General features: G+C 63.1%; 5 protein-coding genes and 2 pseudogenes. 2 read left to right on the top strand and 5 right to left on the bottom strand.

Annotation, left to right across the window (positions count from 1 at the left end):
• The 4 genes and pseudogenes from EN935_RS20965 to EN935_RS20950 all read right to left on the bottom strand — a co-directional run.
• Nucleotides 1-323 (bottom strand): annotated as a pseudogene (locus EN935_RS20965) (NAD-dependent dihydropyrimidine dehydrogenase subunit PreA); the annotation flags it as partial.
• 12 nt (nucleotides 324-335) lie between these two features.
• Complete coding sequence (locus tag EN935_RS20960) at nucleotides 336-1,178, bottom strand: methyltransferase domain-containing protein (RefSeq protein WP_109668396.1); 843 nt, start codon at nucleotides 1,176-1,178, stop codon at nucleotides 336-338.
• 5 nt (nucleotides 1,179-1,183) lie between these two features.
• A complete protein-coding gene (locus EN935_RS20955; RefSeq protein ID WP_109668398.1) occupies nucleotides 1,184-2,539 on the bottom strand; it encodes an NAD(P)-dependent oxidoreductase in 1,356 nt (451 codons plus the stop codon).
• 120 nt (nucleotides 2,540-2,659) lie between these two features.
• Nucleotides 2,660-3,394, bottom strand: a pseudogene (locus tag EN935_RS20950) (gamma-glutamylcyclotransferase).
• A gap of 171 nt (nucleotides 3,395-3,565) precedes the next feature.
• Between EN935_RS20950 and EN935_RS20945 the strand changes: the two are divergent.
• Nucleotides 3,566-4,342 carry a VOC family protein gene (locus EN935_RS20945; protein ID WP_127264476.1) on the top strand — a complete coding sequence of 259 codons (777 nt, stop codon included), beginning with the start codon at nucleotides 3,566-3,568 and terminating at the stop codon, nucleotides 4,340-4,342.
• An 84-nt stretch (nucleotides 4,343-4,426) separates the two neighbouring features.
• Here the strand turns inward: EN935_RS20945 and EN935_RS20940 are convergent, their stop codons facing one another.
• Nucleotides 4,427-4,915, bottom strand: a complete 489-nt coding sequence (locus tag EN935_RS20940) for a hypothetical protein (protein WP_206532385.1) — start codon at nucleotides 4,913-4,915, stop codon at nucleotides 4,427-4,429.
• A 202-nt stretch (nucleotides 4,916-5,117) separates the two neighbouring features.
• Between EN935_RS20940 and EN935_RS20935 the strand changes: the two genes are divergently transcribed.
• Nucleotides 5,118-5,319 (top strand): DoxX family protein (locus EN935_RS20935; RefSeq protein WP_164771234.1); only part of this gene is annotated, 202 nt, incomplete at its 3' end.

Genomic DNA, 5,319 nt, shown 5'->3' with positions numbered 1-5,319 from the left:
GAGACTACGATGGCGCGGTCGGGCCAGTCCTTCTTGACCTGCTTGATCTCGCGCAGATTGACCTGCAGGTCGCGGTCGGTGATCAGCTCGATGTTGTTGAGGCCGAGCAGGCGGCGGTCGGCGCCCCAGATCGCGCCATAGCGCGGGCCGTTGACGTTGACCACCGGCGGACCTTCCTCGCCCAGCGTCTTCCACACCACGCCGCCCCAGCCGGCCTTGAAGGCGCGGATGACGTTGTAGGCCTTGTCGGTCGGCGGCGCCGAGGCCAGCCAGAACGGATTTGGCGATTTGATGCCGACGAAATTGTTGCGGATGTCTGCCATGACAGGTCCCTTTCAGCCGAGACGAAGGAGCAGTTCGACGGGTGCGAGAATGCCGCCTTCAAGCGCGGCGGTGATATTGGCGACCTTGGTGCGGGCGTCCTCGCCCATGATGAGGCCGACGCCGGGCGGCGGCTTCCTGCCTTCCGCTTGCGCGGCGGCCATTCGAGCACGTATTGTCGCGAAGAACTCGACGGCAAAAGCGCCGCGTGGCCGTTCAGCGGTCACCGAGAACCCCGCGGCGACTGCCGCCGAGCGATAGTCGTCCGGCGTAGCGACGAAGGACATGGTTTCATCGGACGCCCATGGCAACGGATAGGTCAGCGCTCCGTCCTTCAGCCGCATGACATCGTAGACGGCGAAGACACCGCCCGACCGCAACACGCGGGCAGCCTCGCTCATCAGCTTCGGCTTGTCGGGAAGGTTCATGCCGACATGCAGGATCATTGCCGCATCAAAGCTGGCATCGGCGAATGGCATGTCCAGCGCGCTGCCTTGCACGAAGCGCGTCTTGTCGGCCAATCCGGTTCGCTTCGACAGGCTGGTGGCGATATCGACATAGCTTTGCGTCAGGTCGATGCCGGTAACATCGGCGCCGATGCTGTTCGCGACAAAGCGGGCCGGACCGCCGACACCGGATCCGATATCGAGAAGCTCGGCCCCTGGCTTCAACCCCATCCGATCGATGAGTTCCCTGGTGGCGGCGACACCGCCAATATGGAATTCGTCGACCGCTTCGAGATCGCCGGCACGCAGATGGGCAATTTCCACGCCGGTATCGGCGAGCGCGGCAAGGATCCGCTGCTCTAAACCCGATATGTCGTAGTGACGGGCGATGCCCGGTTCCACCGTAGCCATGATCCCTATCCCTGCGTGAGACTCCTGTTGATGCTCTCCGCCGCGTCGCGGCCTTGCGCCACGGCCGAGACGGTCAGGTCGTCGCCGCCGAAGATGCAGTCGCCGCCGGCCCAGACTTTCGCCAGCGAGGTGCGTCCTTCCGCATCGACCTTGATGCGGCCGGCTTCGAGGTCGATCGACGCACCGCTGCCGTTGAGCGCGGCCGGCACAAAACTCTGGCCGATTGCCTTGAACACCTGGTCGGCGGTGAGCGTCAGCATCTCGCCGGTGCCGGCAAGCCTGTCGCCGTTCATGGCGGTGTATTCGAGTTCGATGGCCGATACCTTGCCCCCGTCGACGATTACCCGCTTCGGCTGCAGCCAGTGGCGGATGGTGACGCCATTGGCGGCGGCCAGATCCTGTTCGAACCCGGAAGCGTTCATGTGCTCCTGGCCGCGCCGGTAGCAGATCGTCACCTCCTCGGCGCCGAGCAGTTTCGACTGCACGGCCGCGTCGATCGCCGTCATGCCGCCGCCGATGACGACCACGCGGCGGCCCACCGGCAGGCCGGAAAGGTCACTGGCCTGACGCAGTTCGGCAATGAACTCGACCGCATTGATGACGCCGTCGGCGTCCTCGCCATCGGCGCGCAGCGCATTGACGCCGCCAAGCCCCATGCCGAGAAACACCGCGTCGTAGTTGCGGATCAGGTCGGACAGCTGGTAGTCGCTGCCGAGCGCCTTGCCGTTCTGGATGTCGATGCCTCCGATCGCGGTCACGTAGTCGACTTCGGCCTGGGCGAAATTGTCGACGCTCTTGTAGGCGGCGATGCCGTATTCGTTGAGGCCGCCGGCCTTCGGCCGCGCTTCGAGGATGGTCACGTCATGGCCATGGCGGGCGAGCCGATGCGCGGCGGCAAGCCCAGCCGGGCCGGCGCCGACCACGGCGACCGTCTTCCCGGTCGGCTCGGCGCGTGGATAAAACTGCTTGTTCTCGCCCATGGCGACATCGGTGGCGTAGCGCTGCAAGCGGCCGATCTGCACCGGCTTGCCTTCCGCCACCTCGCGCACGCAGACTTCTTCGCACAGCGTCTCGGTCGGGCAGACGCGCGCGCACATGCCGCCCAGGATGTTCTGGTCGAAGATGGTCTTGGCTGAACCGATCGGATTGCCGGTCGAGATCTGGCGGATGAACAGCGGAATGTCGATCGAAGTCGGGCATGCATTCATGCACGGCGCATCGTAGCAGAAATAGCAGCGGTCGGATTCGACCAGCGCCTCGTGGTGATCGAGCGGCGGGTGCAGGTCGGAAAAATTGTCCGCATATTGGTCGGCCGAGAGCCTGCCGCCTGCAATGCCTTCCCTGAATTGGCCTTCTGGCATCGTCAGTTCCCCATGTTTTGTTTTGGGGAAGGCTAGCACGTTTTATTTTTTTATCAATTGGTCAATTTTCGACGCAAGCCCCTGAAAAGGCTGGACAATAACATGACTTTTTCACTCATATTATTGCGACTGCGGTTGCGTTTGCAGCGGGAGCGAAGGGGCGGGCTCAAGTCCGCCGTGGATAGCCCTGACCTCGTCCGCGACCAGTTGCTGCAACCGCCACAGATTGCGATCGTGGATGCCGAACGCTTCGAGGTGGCTGACCGTGTTGTAGAGGTATTCGGCCCCGGATCCGATATGCCCGCAGGCCCTGGCCAGCACGCTCGCCACTCTGTCCAGCGGCTGGTTCAGCGACGTTCCCCTGCCCTTCACGCCGACTCAGAAGCCAAGCGCACGCAGCGCGCCTTGCGGCGTATGTACCGGCAGCCACCTGACCGTGTCGATGCTTTCGTGGTCGCTGATTTCGCGTCGCAGCAGTCTTTCGATCTGGCCCGGTTTTTCGCCCTCCGGCAAACGATAGATCACCCCCTTGCAGCGTCCGCCCCGTTCGAGTGCCATCATCAAACCCGGCTGCTCGGCGCTGCCGCGCCAGCGCACCATGTCGAGGCAGAAGGAGCGGTGCCAGCCAAAGGCGGTGGCGAGCTGTTGCTCGACCGACTCGAATTCCGGCTTCCAGATCAGCGATCCGTAGGCGAACACCCATAGCGGCCCCTCGTCGGCTTCCTCGGACAGCCGCAAGGCAAGGGTGCGGAAATCCTCGTCGTTCAACTCCGTCCAGCTCGGGTCCGGACCGGGATCGGCCTCTTCCCGATGGCACAGTGCGACAAGCTCGGGCGTGAGCGACATCAAGCGCATGAACGACAACCCCTCATCACCGCAGAGAAATCGAAAACCGCGGGGCGCGCAACCGGGGAACGCTTGGCATGTAGAGACATTGTTGTTCGGGCGGTGTCGGATTTCTGTCGTGAAGATCGTCCTAGGATGGATCGGACGACGATCGATGCATGAAAGGTGAGGAGACCGAAAATGCCAAAATCCCCGATGCCCTTCTTCTGGTACGAATTGATGACCACAGATCTCGACGCCGCCGAGACGTTCTACCCCAAGGTGGTTGGCTGGACGGCGCAGCCTTTCGACGTGGCGCCCGGCATGCCGCGCTATGTCGTCATGAATGTCGGCGAGCGTGGCGTCGGCGGCCTGATGACGATGCCCGAGGATGCCGCCAAGATGGGCATGCCGCCCGCCTGGCTCGGCTACATCAAGACAAGTGAAGTCGATGCCTCGACGGCATCGCTGGAGAAAGCCGGCGGCACCGTTCATCGCCAGCCCGACGACATTCCGGGCGTCGGCCGCTTTGCCGTCGTCGCCGATCCGCAGGGCGCGACCTTCATGTTCCTGCAGCCGAACGGTCCGGACCAGCCTGTCGTGCCGGCCAGCACGCCGGGCCATATCGGCTGGCACGAGCTCTATACGAGTGACTGGAAGGCCGCGTTCGATTTCTATTCCGACCAGTTCGGCTGGGTCGATGCCGGCGATTTCGACATGGGCCCGATGGGCACCTACCAGACCTTCACGGCCGGCCCCGAATCCGGCGGCGGCATCATGAACAAGCCGCAGCAGATCCCCGTGCCGGTCTGGCAGTTCTACTTCAATGTTCCGGCCATCGATGCGGCGGCCAAACGGGTGACCGACAATGGCGGCAAGATCCTGATGGGGCCGATGGAGGTCCCCGGCGGCAGTTGGATCGTGCAGTGCCAGGACCCGCAAGGCGCACACTTCGCCTTGATGGCGCCGGTCCGCTGACGGCGATAAACACCGCTGGTACAAAGCGCCGGCCCTTCATCGCACCACCGATGAAGGGCTGTATTCCTCTGCTTGGCGACCGATTTATTCCGGCGCCAGCACCGCGACCTTCAGGTCCGCCTTTTTCGCACCGCTGAACTGGACGGTGGCCGGGCCGGGCGCAAGCTTGAAGCGCACGCTCTTGCGGATGCCGGGGCAGGTTTTCACGCCGCTATAGCCCGCCGACTTGATGGCGTGGCCATCCTGAATAACATCGACCCAGGCCTCGCCTGACAGACTTATCTGGATGGCTCCCTTAGGCGGCACTTCCACGCTGGCGACGGCGCCAAACGTGTCTGAGGCCGGGGCACGTTCGGGTGCCAGTGCGAAGCCGGCCTTCTCCACCGGCACAAGTGCCAGATCCGCGGCAGCGCCCACCGCCAGCGTTGCTCCCGACGGTGTTGCCGGGGCGGCGGCAAACAGCGCCTGTTCCCGCGTGACCGGCCACTTGAAGGCCTCACAGCCGGCCTCCTCGGCTATGGCGAAGCTGGTACTTGCAAGGATTGCGAACAGGCTGATGACGAGTTTTTTCATGGCAAAGGGAACCCACATGTTCGGAACAGCCATCCATCGATACAACCATTGCGATACAAATGCAACCTTGACGAGAAAAATATGAAAGGTCAGGGCGGGAACATTTCCGGTCACCGATTGTTGATGGCGGACCATGGGAAGTGAATGGTCCGATGCCCGGAGATAATCTACGGCCGGTCCGGGAGGCTAAACGGAGTTTTAGATGAAGCTTTTCGAAAGCCTCGCCAAATACCAGCCGCAAGCCCTGGGCATGCTGCGCATCGTGACCGCGCTGCAATTCATCGAACACGGCACCCAGAAATTGTTCAATTTTCCTGTCAGCGACCAACCCCATGCGCTCACTGGGTTGACGATCGCCGCTGGAATTCTCGAATTCGCCGGCGGCATTCTGCTGGCGCTGGGCC

It is taken from the genome of Mesorhizobium sp. M7D.F.Ca.US.004.03.1.1, from assembly GCF_003998635.1.
Classification (GTDB): Bacteria; Pseudomonadota; Alphaproteobacteria; order Rhizobiales; family Rhizobiaceae; genus Mesorhizobium; species Mesorhizobium loti.
Note: the sequence above shows the minus strand (reverse complement) of the source record. Positions and strands in the feature narration are given on the sequence as shown.